Source organism: Streptomyces sp. GL_148 (genome assembly GCF_057834205.1).
Genome location: NZ_CM174396.1, coordinates 5,025,771 through 5,048,196, shown reverse-complemented (window position 1 = coordinate 5,048,196; position 22,426 = coordinate 5,025,771). Strand labels below are relative to the sequence as shown.

20 protein-coding genes and 2 pseudogenes are annotated in these 22,426 nt (G+C 71.2%); 8 read left to right on the top strand and 14 right to left on the bottom strand.

The genetic code is table 11. The annotated features are described in order from the left end of the window. The first annotated feature begins 119 nt into the window (after positions 1–119). Positions 120–617, top strand: a complete 498-nt coding sequence (locus AC3IYI_RS23295; RefSeq protein ID WP_489405594.1) for a MarR family winged helix-turn-helix transcriptional regulator — start codon at positions 120–122, stop codon at positions 615–617. 69 nt (positions 618–686) lie between these two features. Here the strand turns inward: AC3IYI_RS23295 and ccsB are convergent, their stop codons facing one another. The 7 genes from ccsB to hemL form a co-directional block, all read right to left on the bottom strand. Further along, positions 687–1,781, bottom strand: coding sequence for a c-type cytochrome biogenesis protein CcsB (gene ccsB, locus AC3IYI_RS23290; RefSeq protein WP_489411631.1), 1,095 nt, complete (start codon positions 1,779–1,781; stop codon positions 687–689). Then, a complete protein-coding gene (gene resB, locus AC3IYI_RS23285) occupies positions 1,781–3,664 on the bottom strand; it encodes a cytochrome c biogenesis protein ResB (protein ID WP_489405593.1) in 1,884 nt (627 codons plus the stop codon). The genes ccsB and resB overlap by 1 nt, the downstream gene beginning before the upstream one ends. A gap of 13 nt (positions 3,665–3,677) precedes the next feature. Next, complete coding sequence (locus AC3IYI_RS23280; protein ID WP_489405592.1) at positions 3,678–4,475, bottom strand: cytochrome c biogenesis CcdA family protein; 798 nt, start codon at positions 4,473–4,475, stop codon at positions 3,678–3,680. Between the two features lie 4 nt (positions 4,476–4,479). Next, the gene (locus tag AC3IYI_RS23275) at positions 4,480–5,115 is read right to left on the bottom strand and encodes a TlpA family protein disulfide reductase (protein WP_489405591.1); all 636 of its coding nucleotides are present in this window, start codon (positions 5,113–5,115) and stop codon (positions 4,480–4,482) included. A gap of 89 nt (positions 5,116–5,204) precedes the next feature. Beyond that, complete coding sequence (locus AC3IYI_RS23270) at positions 5,205–6,437, bottom strand: polysaccharide deacetylase family protein (protein ID WP_489411630.1); 1,233 nt, start codon at positions 6,435–6,437, stop codon at positions 5,205–5,207. A gap of 303 nt (positions 6,438–6,740) precedes the next feature. Next, the gene (locus AC3IYI_RS23265; protein WP_489405590.1) at positions 6,741–7,457 is read right to left on the bottom strand and encodes a histidine phosphatase family protein; all 717 of its coding nucleotides are present in this window, start codon (positions 7,455–7,457) and stop codon (positions 6,741–6,743) included. After that, on the bottom strand, positions 7,454–8,776 hold the full coding sequence (gene hemL, locus AC3IYI_RS23260; protein ID WP_489405589.1) for a glutamate-1-semialdehyde 2,1-aminomutase: 1,323 nt from the start codon (positions 8,774–8,776) through the stop codon (positions 7,454–7,456). The genes AC3IYI_RS23265 and hemL overlap by 4 nt, the downstream gene beginning before the upstream one ends. A 293-nt stretch (positions 8,777–9,069) precedes the next feature. Here hemL and AC3IYI_RS23255 point away from each other — a divergent pair, with 293 nt between their 5' ends. Both AC3IYI_RS23255 and AC3IYI_RS23250 read left to right on the top strand, forming a co-directional pair. After that, positions 9,070–9,507 (top strand): hypothetical protein, encoded by a 438-nt coding sequence (locus AC3IYI_RS23255; protein WP_243340142.1) that lies wholly within the window; start codon positions 9,070–9,072, stop codon positions 9,505–9,507. A 140-nt stretch (positions 9,508–9,647) separates the two neighbouring features. Next, the gene (locus AC3IYI_RS23250; RefSeq protein ID WP_489405588.1) at positions 9,648–12,179 is read left to right on the top strand and encodes an FG-GAP repeat domain-containing protein; all 2,532 of its coding nucleotides are present in this window, start codon (positions 9,648–9,650) and stop codon (positions 12,177–12,179) included. Between the two features lie 99 nt (positions 12,180–12,278). On the opposite strand, the gene AC3IYI_RS23245 is transcribed toward AC3IYI_RS23250, so the two are convergent. The 4 genes and pseudogenes from AC3IYI_RS23245 to AC3IYI_RS23230 all read right to left on the bottom strand — a co-directional run bounded on the left by AC3IYI_RS23245 (position 12,279) and on the right by AC3IYI_RS23230 (position 15,512). Further along, positions 12,279–12,659 carry a calcium-binding protein gene (locus AC3IYI_RS23245; RefSeq protein ID WP_489411629.1) on the bottom strand — a complete coding sequence of 127 codons (381 nt, stop codon included), beginning with the start codon at positions 12,657–12,659 and terminating at the stop codon, positions 12,279–12,281. A gap of 30 nt (positions 12,660–12,689) precedes the next feature. After that, a pseudogene (locus tag AC3IYI_RS23240) lies at positions 12,690–13,316 on the bottom strand (delta-60 repeat domain-containing protein); the annotation flags it as partial. 68 nt (positions 13,317–13,384) lie between these two features. Then, positions 13,385–14,170 (bottom strand): annotated as a pseudogene (locus AC3IYI_RS23235) (delta-60 repeat domain-containing protein); the annotation flags it as partial. A gap of 445 nt (positions 14,171–14,615) precedes the next feature. Continuing rightward, positions 14,616–15,512 (bottom strand): NADP-dependent oxidoreductase, encoded by an 897-nt coding sequence (locus tag AC3IYI_RS23230; RefSeq protein ID WP_489411628.1) that lies wholly within the window; start codon positions 15,510–15,512, stop codon positions 14,616–14,618. 169 nt (positions 15,513–15,681) lie between these two features. On the opposite strand from AC3IYI_RS23230, the gene AC3IYI_RS23225 reads away from it, so the two are divergent. Continuing rightward, a complete protein-coding gene (locus tag AC3IYI_RS23225) occupies positions 15,682–16,104 on the top strand; it encodes a winged helix-turn-helix transcriptional regulator (protein ID WP_489405587.1) in 423 nt (140 codons plus the stop codon). 115 nt (positions 16,105–16,219) lie between these two features. Then, complete coding sequence (locus tag AC3IYI_RS23220; protein WP_489405586.1) at positions 16,220–16,969, top strand: Mut7-C RNAse domain-containing protein; 750 nt, start codon at positions 16,220–16,222, stop codon at positions 16,967–16,969. 119 nt (positions 16,970–17,088) lie between these two features. Here AC3IYI_RS23220 and AC3IYI_RS23215 read toward each other — a convergent pair whose 3' ends face one another. After that, the gene (locus tag AC3IYI_RS23215; RefSeq protein ID WP_489405585.1) at positions 17,089–17,601 is read right to left on the bottom strand and encodes a hypothetical protein; all 513 of its coding nucleotides are present in this window, start codon (positions 17,599–17,601) and stop codon (positions 17,089–17,091) included. Positions 17,602–17,794: 193 nt separating this feature from the next. On the opposite strand from AC3IYI_RS23215, the gene AC3IYI_RS23210 reads away from it, so the two are divergent. Continuing rightward, positions 17,795–18,556, top strand: coding sequence for an SDR family oxidoreductase (locus AC3IYI_RS23210; protein WP_489405584.1), 762 nt, complete (start codon positions 17,795–17,797; stop codon positions 18,554–18,556). A gap of 12 nt (positions 18,557–18,568) precedes the next feature. On the opposite strand, the gene AC3IYI_RS23205 is transcribed toward AC3IYI_RS23210, so the two are convergent. Further along, positions 18,569–19,273, bottom strand: a complete 705-nt coding sequence (locus AC3IYI_RS23205; protein WP_489405583.1) for a polysaccharide deacetylase family protein — start codon at positions 19,271–19,273, stop codon at positions 18,569–18,571. A 225-nt stretch (positions 19,274–19,498) separates the two neighbouring features. On the opposite strand from AC3IYI_RS23205, the gene AC3IYI_RS23200 reads away from it, so the two are divergent. Both AC3IYI_RS23200 and AC3IYI_RS23195 read left to right on the top strand, forming a co-directional pair. Continuing rightward, a complete protein-coding gene (locus AC3IYI_RS23200; protein WP_489405582.1) occupies positions 19,499–20,068 on the top strand; it encodes a Uma2 family endonuclease in 570 nt (189 codons plus the stop codon). A 189-nt stretch (positions 20,069–20,257) separates the two neighbouring features. After that, positions 20,258–21,091: a hypothetical protein gene (locus AC3IYI_RS23195; RefSeq protein ID WP_489405581.1), complete on the top strand. Its 834-nt coding sequence runs from the start codon at positions 20,258–20,260 to the stop codon at positions 21,089–21,091. A 49-nt stretch (positions 21,092–21,140) separates the two neighbouring features. Here AC3IYI_RS23195 and AC3IYI_RS23190 read toward each other — a convergent pair whose 3' ends face one another. Then, positions 21,141–22,334: an RtcB family protein gene (locus tag AC3IYI_RS23190; RefSeq protein ID WP_489405580.1), complete on the bottom strand. Its 1,194-nt coding sequence runs from the start codon at positions 22,332–22,334 to the stop codon at positions 21,141–21,143. Positions 22,335–22,426: the final 92 nt, after the last annotated feature.

Sequence of the window (22,426 nt, the reverse complement as noted above, 5' to 3'; positions counted from 1 at the left end):
GTGGTCGGGGGACGGGGTGATGACGCGCACGGCGGGTCCTTCGCTTCCGGAGCAGGTGAGTCAAGCTGCTTTACTCGGACGAGTAAAGCAGCTTGACTCACCTGTGTCACCATGTTTCCGTGACCATCCACCAGAGCGACGACGGCAGCGGCAGCGGCGACCACGACGACATCGAGCTGACCTTCCTGCTCGGCCTCGGCTTCCAGCTCCTGCTCGGCGAGTTCACCCGCCGCCTCGACGAGGCCGGGTACGCCGACGGCCTGCGCCCCCTGCACGGCATGGCCTTCCAGGCCCTGGGGGCCCGCGGCGCCACCGCGACCGAGCTCGCCGAGCGGCTCGGGGTCACCAAGCAGGCCGCCGGGCAGCTCGTCGACGACCTGGAGCGGCGCGGGTACGTACGGCGCGAGCCGCACCCCGAGGGCGGCCGGCGCAAGCTGGTGGTCCTGACGGAGGCCGCGACCGCCCACCTGGGGGCCGCCGGCCGGGTGCTGCACGAGCTGGAGGCCGAGCTCGGCCGCGGCAGCGTCGACCTCGGCGCCCTGCGCACCGAACTGGGCCGCCTGGTCCGCACCCTGAACGGGGACGGCCCCCTCCCCCCGCTGCGCCCCAACTGGTGACGGAAACGCCGGAGGGGCCGGGCGGCCTTTCGGCTGCCCGGCCCCTCCTGTGTTCCGTCCGACCCGAGGTCAGACGCCCGCGTACGAGTGCTTGCCGCTCAGCAGGATGTTCACGCCGTAGTAGTTCCAGATCCAGCAGGCGAACGCGAAGAGCGCGAGGTACGCGGCCTTGCGGCCCTTCCAGCCGGCCGTGGCACGGGCGTGCAGGTAGCAGGCGTACGCCACCCAGGTCACGAAGGACCAGACCTCCTTGGGGTCCCAGCCCCAGTAGCGGCCCCACGCGTCGCCGGCCCAGATCGCGCCTGCGATGATCGTGAAGGTCCACAGCGGGAAGACGGCCGCGTTGATGCGGTACGAGAACTTGTCGAGCGAGGCCGCCGACGGGAAGCGCTCCATGACCGAGGTGGCGAACTTGCCCGGCTTGCCGCCCCGCACGAGCTTCGCCTCGTAGGAGTCGCGGAACAGGTACAGGACCGCGCCGGCCGCGCCGATGTAGAAGACCGCGCCGCAGATGATCGCGGTGGAGACGTGGATCAGCAGCCAGTACGACTTCAGGGCGGGGACCAGCTGGTCGCTGTCGGTGTAGAGCACCGTGGTGGCGATGCCCAGGTCGAGCAGGACCGTGGTGACCAGGAACAGGCCGAGCCAGCGGACGTTCTTCTTCAGCACGAGGAGCAGCAGGTACGCGCCGACGGCCACCGTGGAGAAGGTGATCGAGAACTCGTACATGTTGCCCCAGGGGGCCCGCTCCACCGACATCGCGCGGGCGCCGACCCCGCCCGCCGCGAGGAGGAAGCCGAGGGTGGTCAGCGAGACCGCGATGCGCCCGTACAGGTCGCCCTGGACGGTGCCGCCGGCCGCGCCGGGGCCGTCCGGGACGTCACGGGTGCCGGCGGCGCTGCGCGTGACCACCTTGGGCTTGTCGAGGACGGCGGCGGCGGCCTTGCCCCGCACCTGGACGGCGGGGGCGGCCGCCTTGGCCGTCCCGGACGACGCCTGGGAGCTGGTGAGCGCGGCGGCCGTACGGGCCACCTTGCTGCGGCTGCCGAAGATCCACTCGGCGATGTGGGCGAAGAAGGCGAGGGTGTAGACCGCCATGGACGCGTAGATCAGGTTGTTGCTGAGGTGAGCCAGACTCTCGTTGGCTGCGGCCGCGAGCTGCATCACGCGCGCTCCCCTTCGACTTCTTCGGCTTCTTCGGCAGGTGCTGCGGGTGCTGCGGGTTCGGGTTCTGCATCGGCATCAACATCGGCATCGGCGACAGGTGGCGCGGGCGCCGCGCTCGGCGCCTGCTCGTGGAGCGCGCCGGCCAGGGCCGCCAGCTCCTCGGGGAGCCTGGCGGACTCGCTGCGGCCGAGGCCCGCCATCTCGACGACGGTCACGCCGTCCTCGCCGCGGACCGCACGCACCCAGATCCGTCGGCGCCGGATGAAGAGGGAACCCGCCAGTCCCGCGATGGCGGCGACGGCGCCCGCGAGGGCGAGGCCGCTGCCGGGCTGGTGGGTGATCGAGAAGGTCGCCCAGCGCTCGATGCCCTCGAACTTCACGGTGCCCTGGCCGCCGGGCAGTTCCATGGTCTCCCCGGGCAGCATCCGCTTCGCGAGCGGCTGGCCGTCCTCGGTCTTGAACTGCTGCATCTTGGACGTGTCCAGCTGGTACACGTTCTGCGGCAGGCCCGAGTCCACCCCGAGGCTGCCGTGCCACGCGTTCAGCGCGAGCGCCGGGAAGTCCAGCTCCGGGAACTGCGAGAACATCGTGCCCTGGCCGGCGCCCGCGAAGGTCGGCACGAACATCGCGGCGAAGCCGAGCTGCGTCGTCTTGCCGTCCTTGTCCTTGTAGCCGTCGGTGACCTTGATGGCGCCGGTGGAGGTGAGGTTGCCGTCCTGCGGCAGCATCGGCACGGCGTCCTTGTAGACGACCTTGCCGGTGGAGTCGGTCACCGAGATGACCGGCGCGTAGCCGTGGCCGAGCAGGTAGACCTTGGAGCCGTCCACCTCCATCGGCTTGTTGACCTGGATCTCGCGCTTCTCCGGCTTGCCGTGGGCCCCGTTGCTGAAGGTGACGTACGCCTTGAAGTCGCGCGGGGTGCCCTTCTGCGGGCCGGTGCGCTCGAAGGTCGCGTCGAACTTGTCCAGGGTGAAGGAGAAGGGCGGCAGGTCGTCGGAGTCGAAGAGGCCGCCGGCCTTGAAGTCGTCGTACTGGGTGAGCGTGTTGGAGAAGCCCTTGCCGCGCAGGACGAGCTTGCCGCCCTCGGACTTGAAGTACTGGCCCCAGGCGAAGGCGATCAGCATGACGATCAGCGATACGTGGAAGATCAGGTTCCCGGCCTCGCGCAGGTAGCCCTTCTCGGCCGAGATCGATCCCGACCCCGATCCCGACCCTGATCCCGTACCCGCCTCCGTACGGAAACGGAAGCGGCGGCGGCCGAGCAGGCCGCGCGCGCTGGAGAGCACCTCGTCCGGGGCGCTGTCCGTGCGCCACGTCGTGTACGCGGGCATCCGGTCGAGGCGCCTGGGCGCGACCGGCGGCCGGCCGGTGAGCTGGCCGACGAACCGCCAGGAGCGCGGCAGGATGCAGCCGATCAGTGAGATGAACAGCAGCAGGTAGATCGCGGAGAACCACACCGAGCTGTAGACGTCGAAGAGCTGGAGCTTCTCGGCGACGCCCACCCAGGAGGCGTGCTCCTTCTTCCAGGCGGCGACCTTCATCAGGTCGACCTGGTTCTGCGGGACCAGTGAGCCCGGGATGGACGCCAGGGACAGCATGAAGAGCAGGATCAGCGCCACCCGCATGGAGGTGAGCTGCGCCCAGAACCAGCGGGCCGAGGCGAGCACCCCGAAGCCCACGGGGCTGCCGGGGGCGTCCTCCAGAGGGGCGGTGGACAGCTGCGCGCCGGCGGCCGCTTCGGCCGAAGCCTCGGCGGCCTCGGCGGAGGCTTCGGCGGAAGCGGCGGCTTCGGCGGAAGCGGCGGCTTCGGCGGAAGCGGAATCCTCGGACTCCGGGGCATCGTGCGGCGCCTCGGTGGACGCCTTGTCGGTCGTACTCATGTCCGTGTAGTCCTCAGATCCCCACCGTGAAGCCGTTGGTCCAGCTCTGCATGTCGCTGACGATGCTGCTCCACAATCCTGTGACGAGCAGCAGACCGGTCAGGATCAGCATGCCGCCGCCGATCCGCATCACCCACGCGTAGTGCTTCTTCACCCAGCCGAACGCGCCGAGCGCCTTGCGGAAGGCGAGGGCGGTGGCGATGAACGGCAGGCCCAGCCCCAGACAGAACACCACGGTCAGCAGCGCGCCGCGGCCCGCGGTGGCCTGTTCGATGGAGAGGGTGCCGACGGCGGCGAGGGTCGGGCCCATGCAGGGGGTCCAGCCGAGGCCGAAGAGCACGCCGAGCAGGGGTGCGCCGAGCAGGCCGATGGTCGGCTTCTTGTGGAAGCGGAACTCGCGCATCGTCAGACCGGGGATCGCGCCCATGAAGAACAGGCCGAGCAGGATCACCAGGCCGCCCAGCACCCGGGAGATGACTTCCTTGTTCGCGTCGAGGGTCTGCCCGAAGTAGCCGAACAGTGCGCCGGTGGAGACGAACACGGACGTGAAACCGAGGACGAACAGGCTCGCGCCGCCCAGCATCCGGCCGCGCCGGGCCTCGGCGAGGTCGGCTCCGCCGACGCCGGTCACGTAGGAGAGGTAGCCGGGGACGAGCGGCAGCACGCAGGGCGAGAAGAAGGAGACCAGGCCGGCGAGCAGGGCGATCGGCAGGGCCAGCAGCAGGGCGCCGTTGAGGACGGTCGTGTTCACGCCGGTCGAGTCGGTGGCGGCGAGGACGACGTCGGAGACTCCGGAGAGTGCGGTGACCACGAGGTCACTTCTCCGCGAGGAGCGGGTCGATCATCGAACGCAGCTTCTTCTCGCTGACCGCCGCCAGGGTGCGGGAGGCGATCTTGCCGTCCTTGTCGAGGACGATCGTGGAGGGGATGGCGTTCGGGTTGAGCGTGCCCTTGGGGAAGCGGAGCATCAGCTTGCCGTCCGGGTCGAAGAGGCTCGGGTAGGTGATCCCGTAGGTCTCTTCGAAGGAGGCCGCGTTCTGCTTGGTGTTGTCGCGGGTGTTGATGCCGACGAAGGCGACGGGCTGCCCGGCCGCCTCCAGTTCCTTGGCGACCTTCGCGAAGGACGGGGCCTCGGCCCGGCACGGCGGGCACCACGAGCCCCAGACGTTGAGGACGACGATCTTGCCCTTGAGGGTGGTGGTGTCCAGCGTCGCGCCGTCCACCGTCTCCCCGTCGAGCTTGGGGGCCTCGGTGCGGTCGGCCTTGGCGACGGTGGCGATGCCGCTGGAGCCCGTCACGTAGTTGCCTCCGGCCGACCCGGAGGATTTGCTGCCGCCGTCCGCATCGCCGCACGCCGTGAGGGTGAGTGCGCCGGCGAGGGTCACCGCGGTCAGCAGGATGGCGCGGCCGCTGGTCGAGCGGCTGCGGCGGGGGGCGCGGCTAAGGCTCATGTGAAAAGTTTCGCATGTGTGGTTTGCGGATCTTCCGCGCCCCCCGGGGGGTCTGCTAAGCCGCTGGTCAGGTGCTGACCCGGCGCGGGTCAGGCCGCCGTGAGATACGTGCCCCAGCCACCGGTCGGCGCCTGGCCGGGGCCGAGCGTGCGCAGCTTGGCCAGCACCTTGGGGTCCTGGGCGTCGAGCCAGTCGGTGAACTGCCGGAAGGATACGAGGCGTACGTCCTTTTTGTCCGCCATGCCCTTGAGGGACTCCTCGACGGCGTCCATGTAGATGCCGCCGTTCCACTCCTCGAAGTGGTTGCCGATGAAGAGGGGCGCGCGGTTGGACTCGTAGGCCCGCTTGAAGCCGCCCAGGTAGGTGGCGGTCGCCTGGGTGCGCCAGGCCGGGTAGTTGGAGGGGACGCCCTTGGTGGTGTTCTTGGACTGGTTCGCGAGGATGTTGTAGTCCATCGACAGCACCTCGAAGGAGTGCCCGGGGAACGGGAGCGACTGCAGCGGCAGGTCCCACAGGCCCCCGCGCTTGACCGGCCACTGCTGGAGGCCGCCGGGCGAGCTGGAGTCGTAGCGCCAGCCCAGCTTCTGGGCGGTCGGCAGCAGGTTGTCCTGGCCGAGCAGGCAGGGGGTCCGGGCGCCGACCATTTCCTTGCGGTAGTCGAAGGGCAGTGGTTCCAGGTCGGTCCAGCCGGTGTTGGTGCGCCAGTTGGTGACGAAGGACACGGCCTGGTCGATCTCGCTCTGCCAGTCCTCGGGGGTCCACTTGCCGACCGAGCCGGAGCCGCCGCAGAAGTGCCCGTTGAAGTGGGTGCCTATCTCGTGGCCGTCGAGCCACGCCTCGCGCACGTACTTGAGGGTGTTTCGGACGTTCTCGTCCTTGAGGTAGCCGATGTCGGAGGCGCCGACGGGGTTCTTCGGCGGCTGGTAGAGGTTCTTCTTCGACTCGGGCAGGAGGTAGATCCCGGAGAGGAAGAAGGTCATGGCCGCGCCGTGGTCCTTGGCGAGCTTGAGGAACCGGGGGAAGAGGCCGTTGCCGATCTCGCCCGCACCGTCCCAGCTGAACACCACGAACTGGGGCGGGGTCTCGCCCGGCTGGAGGGGTACGGGGGCGGCCGGCTGGTGCGGCTGCGGCCCGGTGTCGGCGGTGGATCCGTCGCCGATGGGCTTGACCACCGGGCCGGCGGGCGGGGCGGCGCCCGTCGGGTTGGCCGGGCCGGGGTTGCCCGCACCGGACGGGCCACCGACGGTGCAGCCGGTGAGGCCGGCCGCTGCGGCGGCCCCAAGTCCGAGTCCGAGTACTCCCCTTCGGCTGAAGCCGCGCATATCGCTCATGCAAGTCATACAAACGGACATTTTGGCGATGTCTAGAGGCGACACGACTATGTCGGTCAACTTGTATGAAATTAGGCCCAGTCTTGACCGAGCGAGCACGGACCGAGGGGTTTCGGCCCGGGGGTTGCGGCACGAGGGTTGCGGCCCGGGGGTTGCGGCCCGGGGGTTGCGGCCCGGGGGTTGCGGCCCGGGGGGCCGGCTCGGCGGCCCCGGCCCGGGGGGCCGGCCGGGCCCAGGGCTCCGGGCCCGGCCCCAGGGGGCCGCGCCCGGTCATCCGTACCGCCCGGCCAGGGCCTACGCGCCGAACGCCTTTGACTTGCCCTTCACCGGCTTCGCCCCCGCGAGGAGGTGCGCCGGGACCAGGTCCCGGGCCGGCTCGCTGTAGCCCACCGACACCAGCCGGTCGCCCTGGTACGTGAACGAGGTCAGCGAGGCCAGCGTGCACTGGCGGCGGCGCGGGTCGTGCCACAGCCGCCGCTTCTCCGCGAAGCTCCGCACGATCCAGATCGGGAGCTGATGGCTGACCGCCACCGCCTCGTGGCCGCGGGCCGCGTCACGGGCGGACTCGATCGCGCTCATCATCCGCACGACCTGCTCGACGTACGGCTCGCCCCAGGACGGCTTGAACGGGTTCGTCAGGTGCTTCCAGTTCGCGGGCCGGCGCAGCGCGCCGTCGCCGACCCCGAAGGTCTTGCCCTCGAAGACGTTGCCCGCCTCCAGGAGGCGGCCGTCGGTCGCCAGGTCCAGCCCGTGCGACTTCGCGATCGGCGCGGCCGTCTCCTGCGCCCGCTCCAGCGGGGAGGACACGACGTAGGTGACGTCCCGGTTCTCCAGGTGCTCGGCGACCCGGTCCGCCATCTTGCGGCCCAGCTCGGAGAGGTGGTAGCCGGCGCGGCGGCCGTACAGCACCCCGTCCGGGTTGTGCACCTCGCCGTGGCGCACCACGTGGACGACGGTGATCTCGTTGCCCTCGGCGGGGACACTGCCTCCGGCGCTCGCTCCGGCGCTCATGCGGTGGCCTCCGCGGCGGCCCGGGCGGCGGCCGGCAGGGCGGCCGCGATGCGCTCGATCGCCTTGTCGTCGTGGGAGGTGGACACGAACCACGACTCGAACGCCGACGGCGGCAGGTAGACGCCCTGCGCCAGCATCGAGTGGAAGAAGCCGTTGAAGCGGAAGGCTTCCTGCTTCTTCGCGTCGTCGTAGTTGCGGACTTCGTCCTCGGTGAAGAACACGGAGAACATGTTGGAGGCGGTCTGCAGCCGGTGCGCGACGCCCTCCTTGGTGAGCGCCTCGGTGACCAGCCCCTGGATCTGGCGCGACACCGCGTCGACCTTCTCGTACGCCGCCTCGTCCAGCAGCCGCAGCTGCGCGAGACCGGCGGCCGTCGCGATCGGGTTACCGGACAGCGTGCCCGCCTGGTAGACGGGACCCGCGGGAGCCAGGTGGCCCATGACGTCCGCACGCCCGCCGAACGCCGCGGCCGGGAAGCCGCCGCCCATGACCTTGCCGAAGGTCATCAGGTCGGGCTTCACCCCGTCCACGCCGTACCAGCCGGCGCGCGAGGTACGGAAACCGGTCATGACCTCGTCGGAGATGTACAGGGCGCCGTTCGCCCGGCACAGGTCGGCGAGCCCCTGATTGAAGCCCTCCCCCGGGGTCACGACGCCCATGTTGCCGGGCGCGGCCTCGGTGATCACACAGGCGATCTCGCCCGGGTGCGCGGTGAAGGCCGCCCGGACCGATTCCAGATCGTTGTACGGGAGCACGATCGTGTCCCCGGCCTGCGCGCCCGTCACCCCGGGGGTGTCCGGCAGCGCGAAGGTCGCGAGCCCGGAGCCGGCCGCGGCCAGCAGCGAGTCCACGTGCCCGTGGTAGCAGCCGGCGAACTTGACGATCTTGGCGCGGCCGGTGAACCCGCGGGCGAGGCGGATCGCGGACATGGTCGCCTCGGTGCCCGAGGACACCAGGCGCACCTGCTCCACGGGCTCGATCCGCGCGACGATCTCCTCGGCGAGCGCGACCTCCCCCTCACCGGGAGTACCGAAGGAGGTGCCGCGGACGACGGCGGCCTGGATGGCCTCCACCACGGCCGGGTGGGCGTGGCCGAGGATCATCGGCCCCCACGAGCAGACGAGGTCGACGTACTCGCGCCCGTCGGCATCGGTCAGGTACGGACCGGTACCGGACACCATGAACCTGGGCGTTCCGCCCACGGCGCGGAAGGCGCGCACCGGAGAGTTCACGCCGCCAGGCGTCACGAGGGACGCGCGGTCAAAGAGAGTCTGCGAGACTTTGGCTTCATACGGGTACGGGTAGCTCACACCAGCCATGGTCTCATCAGGCCGCGACTGACTTGCGGACGGGCGTTTCACCGCGCCGCCCCGGGGGAGGTCACTGCCATGATGATCAGGCTGCGTGGCGGGGGTCACGGGGCCGGGGCAGGCAAGACACGTCGGGTGGAGATATGCAACGCGGTGGTGGACCGGGCGAGGGCACGGACGGCCTGGACCCGCAGCGCGCCCGGGAACGTCGCCGCGGCAAGCACCGCCGCCGTGCCACGGACGCGGCAGAACACGTACCGGGCAGCGCGGTGGACCCCGACGGCCTCCCCAGAGGCCGCGGCATGGGCGTGACGTACAAGTACTTCGGCGCCCCCGACGGAGCCACGGCCGCGCGCGTCCCGGTGACGATGCGGCCGGAGGAGCTCGGCGGCGACGAGCTCGGCATGGGCGGCATGTTCAGCAAGATCAAGCCGGAAACCGTCGCCGCGATGGTCCTGACCGGCATCGAGGGCATACCCCTGCACAAGGTGCCCCCGCTGGAACTGGTCGTCCTCCACCCCGACTACGCCGTCGTGAAGCTCCCGATGACCGTCGTCGACCCGCTGCGCGGCATCGGCGAGGAATCGGTCGGCGCCGCCGCCTTCATCTGGTCCACGGTCCCCGACCGCGGCGGCCCCCGCGACGCCTTCAACGTCTACCAGCTGCTCCACGAGTGGCAGGACTTCTCCCACCGCCTCCACGAGGCGGGCCACCAGCCGTACTGCCTCGTCTGGCCCTGACCCGGTCTTTCCCCCACCGGGGGCGGCCCTCTGCGAGGGCTTTCCGGCCCCGGCGAAAGTAAGGGATCCGGCTGTACAACCCGGCGGGGTCTTCGCGTGTCTCCCTTGCGAGTAACACGCTTTCGCACCCTGGGGGATCCGTGCACCAGCCTGCTTCCGTCCGTCCCGCGCGCGGCCCGCGCCGCCGCGGCCTGTCCGCACTGGTCGTCGCCGCCGTCGTGGCCGGCACCGCCCCGGCGCTGATCGGCACCGCCCATGCGGTGGAACTGCCCGCGTGGACCGCGGGAACCAGCGTCACCCAGCAGATGATCTTCAGCGACAGCCAGGCACTGGTACGGACCGACGACGGCACCGACGTCGTCCTCTTCAGCCAGGAGCTGGGCAACGCCGACCAGGCGATGTACGCGGCGGTCCGCCCGGCCGGCACCGAGGTCTGGGGAGCGCCGGTCCTGCTGTCCGTGACCGCGCAGCACCCGGGCCAGGGGCGGCTCGTGACCGTCGGGAACAAGGTGGTCGCCGCCTGGACCGACTACCCGGCGAGCCGCATCGGCGACGGGGGCAAGACCCCGGGCCGGGTCGTCACCGCCACCCTCGACCAGGGCACGTGGTCGGCGCCCACCGTCCTGCTCGGCACGGACCAGAACCGCCGCCCGTCCGAGCCCGACCTGGCCGCCGGCGCGGACGGCACGCTCGCCGTCACCTGGCAGCAGCGCAGGCCGGACGGCACCGAGTCCTCGGTCTGGGCCGCCACCCGCTCCGCCGCCGGCGCCTGGTCCGCCCCGGCCCAGGTCAGCAACGCGGCCGGGGACGGCGACGCCGGGGCCGACCGCCCCCAGGCCGCCGTGGACGCCAAGGGCACCCCCGTGGTCGCCTTCCACCAGCAGACCGAGGACGGCGGCTCCAGCATCCGTACGTCCACGCTGCCGGCTGGCGCCTCCGCCTGGCCCCGCCCCACCGCGGTCGCCGAGTCCGCCTCCGCCGAACTGGGCGAGCCCGCCCTGACCAGCTCCGCCGCCGGCACCGTGGCCCTGACCTGGTCCGAGCCGCGCCCCGCGCAGGGCGACCGGCTGCTGCGCACCGCCACCGCCGCCGACGCGTCCGCCGCCTGGAGCGCGGCGGAGCCGCTCGCCGTCGCGGCGGCCCTGCAAGAGACCCCCGAGCCGCTGATCGAGCCCGACGGCGACGTGACCCTGGTCTGGAACGGCGGCCCGGACCGCGGCACGGGCCGCATCCGCTCCGCCACCCTCGGCCACACCGACGGCCACTGGTCGGCCGTCGCCACGGTCTCCACCAAGGACCACTCGATCAACGCCGCAGACCACTCCGTGTCCCTGGGCAAGGACGGCACCGTCTGGGCGACCTGGGCACAGAGCGCCGACCGCCAGGAGATGCGCCAGGCGCGCCTCAAGGACGGCGTGTGGAGCGGCAGCGCCAGGCTGTGGAACTCCAGCGCCGACCAGGTCAAGGGCCTGATCGCCGCAGGCCCGGACGGCAGCGCCACCGCCGTCTGGGACCGGAACGGCGAAGGTGACATCGGGCTGATGAGCGCGCACACCACGAACGCGCCGGTGACCGTCGCAAGCTCCTCCGTCCCGGCGGAGTACGACCACATGCGCGGCTACTGGGCCCCGCGGTGGCAGCTCAGCCGACCCGTCTCCTCCTGGACCCTGACCCTCACCGAGGCCACCGGGACCTTCCGGCGCACCATCAAGGGCGGCTCCGCGCTGAGCCCCTCGCTGATGTGGGACGGCTACGGGGACGACAAGACCACCGTCGCCGCCCCCAACGGCCCGGTGACGTGGACCCTCACGGCCACGCCGTCCGCCGGTGACACCAGCGTGCGGACCCTGGCCACGGGCACGGTCACCGTCGTCAACGGCACCGCCCCCCTCCGCGACCAGGGCAGCGCCGCCGGCCTGCCGGACGGCACCGGCGACGCGCTCGTCCTGACCAGCGGCGGTGGCATCCGCTCGATCTTCGGGGACCGCGCCACGGGCGCCTTCAAGGGAACCGCCACCGGCTACGGCTGGCCCGCCGGCACCCTGCCGATCCCGGTCAAGGACGCGGACAGCGACCGCTGCAACGACGTGCTGGTCCGCAACTCCGCGGGCGAGCTCCGCCGTTACACCCCCGGCTGCGGCAAGACCGTCACGCCGAGCACCGCCAACAAGCTCATCGGCGGCGGCTGGAACCAGTACGACGTGCTGACCTCCCCCGGCGACGTCGCCGGCGGCGGCCCGGCCGAACTCGTCGCCCGCAACGCCTCGACCGGCGCCCTGTACCGGTACGCCCGCGCCCAGTACAGCAGCGGCTTCGCGCCGCGCGTGCAGATCCCCGGCTCGTACAAGGGCTACAAGAGGATCCTCGGCGCCGGAGACCTCAACGGCGACCGGTTCGGCGACCTGGTCCTCCAGGACACGGCCAACCGGCTGTGGCGCATGAACGGCACCGCCACGGGCGCCTTCACGGCGCCGGTGAAGATCTCCGACAGCTGGGGCTCGACCTACAACTCCGTAGTCGCCGCAGGTGACCTGAACGGCGACGGCAAGGCGGACCTGCTGGCCCGGGACACCTCCGGCGTCATCTGGCGGATCCCCGGCACCGGCAAGGGCACCTTCACCAGCCGCGTGAAGGTCGCCACCGGCTGGCAGATCTACAAGGGCCTGTACTGATACCGACGCACCCGCACGTGTGACTCACGGCCCCGGCGCTGCTCACGGCAGCGCCGGGGCCGTGCCCTGACCCGTTCACGACGGGGAGTATGCCGTTGGCTACGGGCAGCTCAGGCGGGTGTCGCCCGTGTCGGTCGTACACGTGTCGGTGCCGTAGCCGCCGTTGGCGGTGTCGTTGCCGGAGACGCCGTCGACCGTGTTGAGCAGGTCGTTGCCGTAGTAGCCGGTCAGCGTGTCGTTTCCGGTACCACCGTTCAGCGTGTCGACGCCGAAGCCGCCGTCCACGTTGTCGTTGCCGGGGCCGGCGTGGACGGTGTCGTTGCCGTAGCCAGCCCGGACGATGTCGTTGCCGCTGAGGGCGCAGATCACGTCGTTGAAGTAGCCCCCGGTCAGGGTGTCGGCGCCGCTGGTGCCGATGATCGTGCAGCCCCGCGCGTTGTTGACCGTGCTGGTCGCCGTCGCCGTGTTGTTGGCGGGCACCGGATCGGTTTGCGCGGCAGCGGCCGTGGCCGTGTCGGACAGGGTGCCCGTGGCCCGGGGTTCGGCGACCACCGTCACCGTGGCCCGGGCACCCGGGGCGAGGGAGCCCAGAGCGCAGCCGGCGCTGGTGGACGTGGTGGTGCAGGTGCCCTGGCCGGGCGTGGCGGACAGCAGGGAGCCGGGTCCGGTGAGGGTGTCGGTCAGCGTGACGCCGGTGGCCGCCGTCGTGGTGCTCGTATTGGTCACCGTCACCGTGTAGGTGGCCTGGTCGCCGATGCTCACGGAGGCAGGTCCGGTCTTGGTGACGGACAGGTTCACTCCGGGCGGGGGCGGCGGGGTCGCGGCGACCTGGTAGCGGACCAGTCCGCGTTCGTCGCCGGTGTTGCCGGAGAGGACGATCTTGCCGTCGGACTGCAGCGCCACCGCACTGGCGGTGTCGAAGAAGCCCAGGTACACGTCGGTGGTCACCTTGCCGCCGGTTCCGAAACCGCCGTCCAGGGTGCCGTCGGTGTTGTAGCGGGCCACCGCGAAGTCGGTCTGGCTGATGCCCGCGGCGACGATCTTGCCGTCGGACTGCAGCTCCAGGTCGGAGCTGCCGTCCAGGGTGCCGGCTGCGAAGTCGGTCGTGACCTTGCCGTCGCCGCTGAAGCCGCTGTCGAGGCTGCCGTTGGTGTGGTAGCGGGCAGCGCGAAGTCGAAGGCGCTGCTCCCGGCTACGACGACCTTTCCGTCGGGCTGCAGCTTCACCCCACCGGCCACGTCGGCCTCGGCGAAGGCAGTGGTCACCCTGCCGTCACCGTCGAAGCCGGTGTCGAGGCTGCCGTTCGCGTTGTAGCGGGCGACCGCGAAGTCGGAGGCGTTCGCTGGGTAGTTGTACCCGGCACGACCTGCGACGACGATCTTGTCGTCCGCCGGCGACAACGCCACGTCGAAGGCGGTCGCGGAGCCGCCCGCGAAGGCGGTGGTGACCTCGCCGTCGCCGTCGAACCCGGTGTCGGCGCTGCCGTCGGGGTTGTAGCGCGCCACCGCCACCTCGGCCCCGCTCATTCCGGCGGCGACGATCTTCCCGTCGGTCCGCACCGCTACCGCGTAGGCCTCCTGCGAGGTGCCCGTTCCGAAGTCGGTGAGCACGGTGCCGTCGCCGCCGAAGCCGGTGTCGAGGCTGCCGTCGGTGTTGTAGCGGACCACCGTGAACGCGTACCAGCCGCTCACGGGATCCACGCTGCGGCCGACCACGACGATCTTGCCGTCCGGCTGCACCGCCACCCCGTTGGCCACGTCCTCGTTCTCGTTGCCGCCGCTCACGTCGGTGAGGACCCGACCGGCGTCGCCGAAGGTGGCGTCGAGGCTGCCGTTGGTGTTGTACCGGGCCAGCGCGAAGTCGGCCGCGCCGCCCGGCGCAGGTTCAGCGAGACCGACGGTGACGATCTTGCCGTCCGGCTGCAACGCCATGTCACGGCTCTCGTCGTATCCGCCGAAGTCGGTGACGACCTTGCCGTCGCCGTCGAAGGTCGGATCGAGGTCGCCCGGCGGGCGAAGTCGGCCGCGCCGCCCGGCGCAGGTTCAGCGAGACCGACGGTGACGATCTTGCCGTCCGGCTGCAACGCCATGTCGCGGCTCTCGTCGTATCCGCCGAAGTCGGTGACGACCTTGCCGTCGCCGTCGAAGGTCGGATCGAGGTCGCCCGGCGCGGCGAGAGCCGCTCCCGGCAGGGTCAGGACCAACGCCAGGCCGGTGGCGGCCGCAACCCCGGTTCGCTCCAGCGTTCTTCTCAGACCGGCAGTGAATGTGGACATGGAGGCCTTTCGTCTGCACGCCGCCGGCGCCCGGCCGGCCGCCGCCTTCAGTGACGGGCCACAGCCTGTTGGCACCTGCCCGGCCGAGCAGCTACGGCAGGCCACCCTGAGCCCACTGGCTGCCCCGATCCACCCGCACGGGTGAGGCCCCCGGGGTGACCTCAGGCCGTCAGGACGATGCGGCCCCGCGTGCCGGGGTCCGCGAGGTGGGCGTGGGCCTTGGGGGCCTCCGCCAGGGGGAAGGTCCGCGCCACCCGGAGCGTCAGCTCCCCCGCGTCCACCAGCGCCACCAGACGGGCCAGGTGCGCACCGTCCGCCGCGACTTCCTGTTCCACCACGCGGACGCCCCGCTCCGCCGCCGGGGCCGCGCCGGGGATCAGGCCGACGTAGGCGCCGCCGTCGCGGACGAAGGCCAGGGCCGGACCACCGAGGACCGCCGTGTCCACGACGCCGTCCACGGGGGCGGCCGGAGCCGAGCCGCGCGGGACGAAGTGGGCCGCGCCCAGGGACCGTACGAGTGCCTCGTCATCGGGTCCCGCCAGGGCCGTCACCACGTAGCCGGCCCGCGCCGCCAGTTGGACCGCGAGCCCGCCGACCGCCCCCGCCGCGCCCGTGACCAGGACCGTGGCCCCGGCCGGGAGTTCCAGCAGGTCCACCGCGCGGGCCGCGGTCAGGCCGCTCAGCGGCAGCGCCGCCGCCGTCACCCGGTCGACCGAGACCGGGGCCGGAGCGAGCGCCGACGCGTCGAGCACCGCGTACTGCGCGTGCGTGCCGAGCGGCTTCACCGTCCCGTAGTGCAGGCCGACCACCTCATCGGACACCGCCCAGCCGTCCACGTCCGCGCCGAGCTCGTCGATCTCGCCCGCCAGGTCCCAGCCGAAGCCGAGGCGCTGCCCCTCGCCGCCGAAGACCCCGGCCCGTACCGCGCCGTCGACCGGGTTCAGACCGGCCGCCCGGACCCGTACGCGGACCTGCCCGGCGGCCGGCCGCGGGACCGGCACCTGTACGACCTCGACCTGCTCGGGACCGCCGAAGCCTGCGGCCACTGCCGCCAGCATCGTCGTCGGGCCGTTCGTCCGCTTGGTCTCGCTCATGGCCATCGCCTCTTCCGCAGGCTCGTTCTCCGGTTCCGGTGTTCCCGGTGAGAACTAACCTAGGGAGAGTTACTCTCGATTCGTAAGTACGTACCTCGGAGTGCGTACCCGACCCGGAAGTGGGGCAGCACCCATGGCCACCCGTACCGCCGAGGCCCGCCGCGAAGAGGCCCGCGCCGCCTACGACGCCTTCCTCAAGGAGTGCCCCACCAGCCAGCTCCTGGCCCGCATCAGCGACAAGTGGGTCGGCCTCATCGTCAGCGCGCTCACCGAGGCCGAGAACCGGACCATGCGCTACAGCGAGCTCGGCCGCAGGATCCCCGGCGTCAGCCAGAAGATGCTGACCCAGACCCTGCGCTCCCTGGAGCGCGACGGCCTCGTCGACCGCACCGTCACGCCTACCGTCCCGGCCCGGGTCGACTACCGGCTCACCGACCTCGGCGGCAACCTCGGCTGCCTGCTCAGCTCCGTGAAGGAGTGGGCCGAGAACCACTTCGACGAGGTCAACGCCCACCGCGAGCTGCACGACGCGGCCGCCGCGGCGGTGGACGCGTAGGACCACCGGCCGTACGGGACCGGGCTCCCGGCCCGTACGGGCCCCGCCGTACGCGCCTGCGCGCGGCCGGGTAAATCCGCCGCGGGCCCCCGCCCCGCGATGGCATGCTGGGCCCGTGAACGGACCCGGTATTCAGCTCACCCTCGCCCCCGAACTGCACGTGTTCGCCGCGCCCGCGCGCCGCGGCACCCGCGTACCGACGACCACCGACGGCGTCTCCAGCCTCGGCCACGTCGTCGAATCGGCCGGCGTCCCGCTCACCGAAGTCGGCCGGATCCTCGTCGACGGCGCCGAGACGCCCCTCGCCCACGTGCCCCGGGCCGGCGAATCCGTGGAGGTCTTCGGCGTCGACCGCCCCCAGCACCTCCCCGGCGTCCCCGGGACCACACCGCTGCGCTTCCTCCTCGACGTCCACCTCGGCACCCTCGCCCGCCGCCTGCGACTGCTGGGCGTGGACGCGGCGTACGAGAACGAGGACATCGGCGACCCCGCCCTGGCCACCCGCTCCGCCGCCGAGCAGCGCGTCCTGCTCTCCCGCGACCGCGGACTGCTGCGCCGCCGCGAGCTGTTCGCCGGCGCGTACGTCTACAGCACCAACCCCGACGAGCAGGTCCGCGACATCCTGGGCCGGTTCGCCCCGGCCCTCGCGCCGTGGACCCGCTGCACCGCGTGCAACGGCACCCTGCGCGAGGCCGACAAGGACAGCGTCGGCGACAGGCTGGAGGGCGGCACGCAGCGCTCGTACGACGTCTTCGCACAGTGCGGCGACTGCGAGCGCGTCTACTGGCGCGGCGCCCACCACGCCCGGCTGGAGCGGATCGTCGACGAGGCCGTGGCCGAGTTCGGCGGCATCGGCACCCCGTAGCCGCGCACGCGCCGGGACCGGTACGGGGCCTGCGCCGCAGACGCAGACGCAGGCGCAGCCGCGCCGGGACCCGTAGGCGGCCTACGGGCCACTCCGCAGCCGGGCAATCCGCAGCCGCGTCAGAACGCGTACGTGTCCCCCGTGTCCAGGGCCAGCACCACGTGCTCGTTGTTGGTGTGGTTCCGGTCGGTGGCGCCGCCGTTCCACCACGTGTCGACCCGCACCACCACCTCCGCGGCCGGCTCCTTCAGCCGCAGCACCAGCCCGATGTGCCGCCCCCGTCCGCGCAGCGGCAGCTCCCCGGTCTCGCACACCACCTCGCGCAGCCCGGCCCGCGCGCAGCCCTCCGCCAGCTCCTGTCGGTCCGCGAGGTCGGCCGACAGGCGCAGCCGTAGGGTCGCGTTCACCAGGGCGGACGGCCCCTCGTTCTCCGGGACCAGCAGGATCCGCAGCCGGCCCCCGGTCAGGGCGACCCGCCCGTGATAGGCCACATCGGCCTCGGCCTCGGCCTCCGGCCCGGCCCCGGCCTCGGGCCCGGACCCGGCGCGGGCGCTCCCCACACCGCTGCCCAGCCCGCCGAGCAGCACCAGCAGCCCGGCCATCACCACACTCCGTACGGCACCTCGGCGCACGAGACCACCTCCACGCGCGGACGCTAGCCCTCCCACCCGTCTGATGGTCGGACCATCACACGAATGAGGGCGAGCCTTCGTCCACCTCGCCCGCACGGCCGTGATCACGCACGCCCCGCGCGGCCGGTGACCTGCGCGGCGACCCGCCTATGCTGGCCAGTACTCACCCCGTACGACCGCACGAGGAGCCAGCATGAGCACGGCCACCCGAACCGCCGTAGTCACCGGCGCGAGCAGCGGCATCGGCGCGGCCACCGCCCGGCAGCTCGCCGCGGCCGGCTACCACGTCGTCCTCACCGCCCGCCGCAAGGACCGCATCGAGGCCCTCGCCGCCGAGCTCACGGCCGCCGGCCACGAGGCGACCGCCCACGCCCTCGACGTCACCGACCGCGCCGCCGTCAACGCCCTCGCCGCCTCGCTCCAGCGCTGCGACGTGCTCGTCAACAACGCCGGCGGCGCCATCGGAGCCGACCCCGTCGCCACCGGCGACCCCGCCGACTGGCGCACGATGTACGAGGTCAACGTCATCGGCACGCTCCACGTCACCCAGGCCCTGCTCCCGGCCCTGACCGCCTCGGGCGACGGCACGGTGGTCATCCTGTCCTCCACCGCCGGCCACGCCACGTACGAGGGCGGCGCCGGCTACGTGGCCGCCAAGAACGGCGCCCGCGTCCTCGCCGAGACCCTCCGCCTGGAGATCGTCGGCCAGCCCGTCCGCGTCATCGAGATCGCCCCCGGCCTGGTCAAGACCGAGGAGTTCGCGAAGACCCGCTTCCGCGGCGACGCCGAACGGGCGGAGAAGGTCTACGCCGGCGTGGCCGAGCCCCTCTCCGCCGACGACGTGGCCGACACCATCACCTGGGCGGTGACCCGTCCCAGCCACGTCAACATCGACCTCCTGGTGGTCCGCCCCCGCGCCCAGGCCTCGAACACGAAGCTCCACCGCGAGCTGTAGCCCCCACGGGCCCTACTTCACCAGCCCGGCACTCTTCAGGTGCGGCATCAAGGCCGCCGGCTTCAGCCCGGCGGCCTTCGCCGCGTCCAGGGCCCGCTTCAGGTCCGCGCCGAGCGTCGGCGTGAAGTGCAGCAGCACGATGTCGCCGGCCTGCAACTGCGGCGTGGCCGGCGTCTCGCCCCACGTCGTGAAGTCGTGCGTCCACGTAATGAGCGCCTTGACCCCGCACGCCTTGGCGGCCAGCCGCACGTCGTCGTTGACGGCCCCGTACGGCGGCCGCAGCAGCTTCGGCTCTCGCCCGAAGGCCGCGGCGACCTGCTCCCCGGCCCCGCACACCTCGGCGTCCTTCCCGGCGGCGTCGAGAGCGGTCAGATCAGGGTGATTGACGGTGTGGTTCTCCACGTTCACCGCCCGCCCCTGCGCGACCAGCCCGGTGAAGTACTGGGCGTCGTACGAGAACGCCCCCGGCAGCAGGAACAGCGAAGCGGGAACCCGCTGCTCGACAAGCGTCTGCGCAACAACGGGATCGTGCACCCACCCGTCATCAATGGTGATGAACACGACCTTCTCACCGGTCGGCACATGCGACACGACGGGCGGCAGCCCCACGCCCCGCGAGCCCGAGACAGCGGCCGGAGCCTCAGCCTCGGACCCGACGGCACCAGCAGCCTGAGCTCCGCCAACGGTGAGCGACAACGACGCGAACGCGGCAAGCACCGCACGAGATCTCCACATGCCGCACACCTTGGTCTAGACCAACTCCCAGCGTCAAGACCCCGGACGCCGACTCCCTCCAGCCGAACCCACCTACGCCTTAACGGAGTTGACGATTCCGGCCCCCCGGCGGGCCGGATGTGCCCGTACGGGTGAAGTCGAGCGAAATGTCGACGCCCAGGACCACACCCCGGCAGCGTGAGCCGCCAGAAGGAGGTACCCACGCCCATGCCCCACCACAGGACCCCGATCGCGGAAGCCGCCGACCGCCTCTCCAGGGAACTCCCCGGACACCGAGTGGAGATCCTCCAGGGGAGGCTCACTGCGGCACCACCACCAGCCGACGGGCGGCACGCCCGGACCCTGACCCGGCTCACCGCGGCCCTCCATGAAGCCGGGACCGAGAAGGCCGGCCTGGAAATCCTCCAGGGCATCCGCATTTCACTCCCCACCGGCGAGGACGACTACGCGGTCCCGGATTTCTCCCTCGTCGAGGCCGACTTCCTTGACCACGAGATCACGAAGAACCGCTTCCGACCCGACGCCTTCCGCATGATCCTGGAGGTCACCTCCTCGAACTGGGCGAACGACACCAGCACCAAGGTGGAGAGCTACGCCCGGGCCGATGTTCCCGTCTACGTCATCGCCGACCGCCGACACGACGAAGTCGTGATCTACACGGACCCCCGCGCCACGAGCTACCGCCTGCGCAGAACCTTCAAGCGCGGCATGACGCTCCCCCTCCCCGACCACCTCGGGGTGTCCCTCGAACTACCGGTGGACATGCTCCTCGACTGACGGCTCCACGCAGCCGGATTCATCACCCTTCAGCCACATGTGACACTCCACCATACGTTCGAGTGAAGCCTTCCCGAGCGCCCCAAGTCACCTGTATTCACGCCTAGGTTCGGCAGCAACAGAAACGGCCCCCGCCCGGGATGGCAGTCCCGGGCGAGGGCCTCACCGACAAGGAAGAGTGACTTCCTCATGGCTGACCAGGACCCTAGCGCCCCCGCGCGCTTCATGGACCTCCAAGACCCCCGCTACGCCTACATGTTCGGCTTCCTCCAGGCCGACGGACACCTGTCCCAGCAGAGTCGACAGCGCGGCCGCCTCGCGGTGGAGCTGAACGTGCGAGACATCCACATCCTCCGCGAGTTCCAGCAGCTCACGCCCTACAACAGCTCCATCACCGAGCGCGTCCGCAGCACGAACTTCGCCGAGACGATCCACTCGGCAACCTGGTCCGTCCACTCCCTCGAAGCCCGGACCATCGTCAACGAGCTCGGCATCCCCTACGGGAAGAAGTCGCTGACCATCAGGCCACCACGCACGGACTTCTCGCGTCCCGATTATCTCCGCGGAATCATCGACGCGGACGGGTCCCTCGGCTGGACCGCCCAGGGATGGCCCTACCTCTCCCTGGTTTCGGCGAGTACGGCCATCGCCGCCTACCTGTGCCACTACGGCAAAAAGCTCACGGGAACAGAGCGCACCACGTCACGCAACACGCGAGACGGCGTCTACAACGTCTGCTACTACAAGGAGACAGCGCAGCAGCTTGCCGCACACCTCTACTACGACGGCTGCCTCGCCCTCGACCACAAGAAGGCCAAGGCGGACGCAGTCCAAGGCTGGGTCCGCCCTGCGGATATGAAAATCGCCCCACCGCGACGCCGCTGGACCGTGCGGGACGACCAGGAACTGGTCCGCCTCAATGACCCGGCTGCAGCAGCAGCCACCCTGGATCGGACCGAACAGAGCTGTGCGATGCGGCTCTGGCGGATGCGCAGCGGCCGCGTCATCACCCCACCGCAGTAGACGAGGGCACCGCGAGAGGGGCACCGCATGTGCGGTGCCCCTCTCGGGTTCAACCCTTGATGCAGACGACCTGTCGAAGCTTGGCGACAACCTCCACGAGGTCCCTCTGCTGCTCCATGACCTGCTCGATCGGCTTGTACGCCGCCGGGATCTCGTCCACGACGCCCGAGTCCTTGCGGCACTCCACACCCTTGGTCTGGTCCGCCAGATCCTGTGCCGTGTACCGCTTCTTGGCCGCCGTCCGGCTCATCCGCCGTCCCGCTCCGTGCGAGGCCGAGTTGAAGGCGGCCTTGTTGCCGAGGCCCTTCACGATGTACGTACCGGTGGCCATCGAGCCCGGGATGATCCCGTACTCGCCGCTGCCGGCGCGGATGGCGCCCTTACGGGTGACCAGGAGGTCCACTCCGTCGTACCGCTCCTCCGCCACGTAGTTGTGGTGACAGCTGATCTCCTGCTCGAAGGAGACCTTGGCCTTCCGGAACTGCCGCCGGACGACTTCCTTCATGAGGCTCATCATCACCGCGCGGTTGTACTTGGCGTACTCCTGCGCCCAGTAGAGGTCATGCCGGTAGGCGGCCATCTCCGGCGTCGCCGAAAGGAAGACCGCTAGGTCCCGGTCGACCAGCCCTTGGTTGTGCGAGAGCCCTCGCGCGATGCCGATGTGATGATCAGCGAGTTGGTTGCCGATTCCCCGGGAACCGGAGTGCAGGGTCAGCCACACAGCCCCCTCATCATCGATGTTGATCTCCTGGTGGTGGTTGCCCGATCCGAGCGTCCCCATTTGTCGCAGCGCCCGCTCCCGCCGGAACTTCACCGCATCCGCGACATAGTCGAACCGCTCCCACAGATCCCCGAACCCCCGGTCCGAGAACCCGTACAGCCGCCCCGGATCCACCGCCTCCCGGTGCATCCCCGCCCCCACCGGGATCGCCTTCTCGATCTGCGAGCGCAGTCCCGACAGGTCCCCCGGGAGGTCGTTCGCGGTCAGTGAGGTCTTCACCGCCGACATGCCGCAGCCGATGTCCACGCCCACCGCCGCCGGACAGACCGCGTCCTTCATGGCGATGACCGAGCCGACCGTCGCGCCCTTGCCGTAGTGCACGTCCGGCATGACGGCGAGGCCCTTGATCCAGGGAAGGCCGGCGGTGTTCTGGAGCTGGCGCATCGCGCTGTCCTCCACCGACGCCGGGTCGGTCCACATCCGGATCGGGACGTTCGCCCCGGGCACCTCTACATACGACATTTTGGCCTCAACACCCCGTTAACCGCAGAAAAGTCTCCATACGCAAAAAGCCTCGCTCATAGCCTCAAATACGACATGAGACCGGCGCCGGC